This window comes from Duganella vulcania (assembly GCF_009857655.1).
Lineage (GTDB): Bacteria > Pseudomonadota > Gammaproteobacteria > Burkholderiales > Burkholderiaceae_D > Rugamonas > Rugamonas vulcania.
The window spans coordinates 1-510 of record NZ_WWCX01000290.1 but is presented as its reverse complement, the minus strand read 5'-3'; the positions used below and the strand labels follow the sequence as shown (position 1 = coordinate 510).

Here is a 510-nt window from a genome sequence, read left to right as displayed (position 1 = left end):
GCGGCGGCGGAACTGGCGGTGGCCGCGCTGCTGCTCGGCGGGCTGGCGCGCGCCGGCTTGCTGGCCGCGCTGCTGATGCTGGGCGTGTTCACGGCGCTGGTCGGCTACAAGTTCTACACGCAGAGCGTGGTCCGCTGCGGCTGCTTCGGCGAGGCCGAGCGCTCGCTGTCCGGCCTGGACCTGCTGCGCAATGTGCTGGTCATCGTGGCGATCGCCGCCGGCCTGGCGCTGCCGGCCGGGCTCGCGCCGCCGTTGCACGTCGCGGTGCTGGCGGCGTCGCTGGGCTGCCTGGCCTGCGTGGTCGCCGTGCACTTCCACGAGATCGTCCACTTATTGAGTCCAAGCGATGGATAGCCAGATTCTCCACCTGACCCTGGCGCTGCTGGCCCTCGGCCTGGCCCTCAACATCAAGCTGACGCTGTCGGTGCTGCACACCGCGCGGCGCGAGCGCGACACGCCCGAGGTGCTGCCGCCGGGCGCGCCGGTGCCGCAGGTGCAGGCGCGTGCGCT

The 510-nt window shown here is 72.7% G+C and carries 1 protein-coding gene; it reads left to right on the top strand.

The features are described from left to right. Window positions 1–354: MauE/DoxX family redox-associated membrane protein (locus tag GTP90_RS36045; protein ID WP_217432067.1), on the top strand; the 354-nt coding region annotated here is incomplete at its 5' end. Window positions 355–510: the final 156 nt, after the last annotated feature.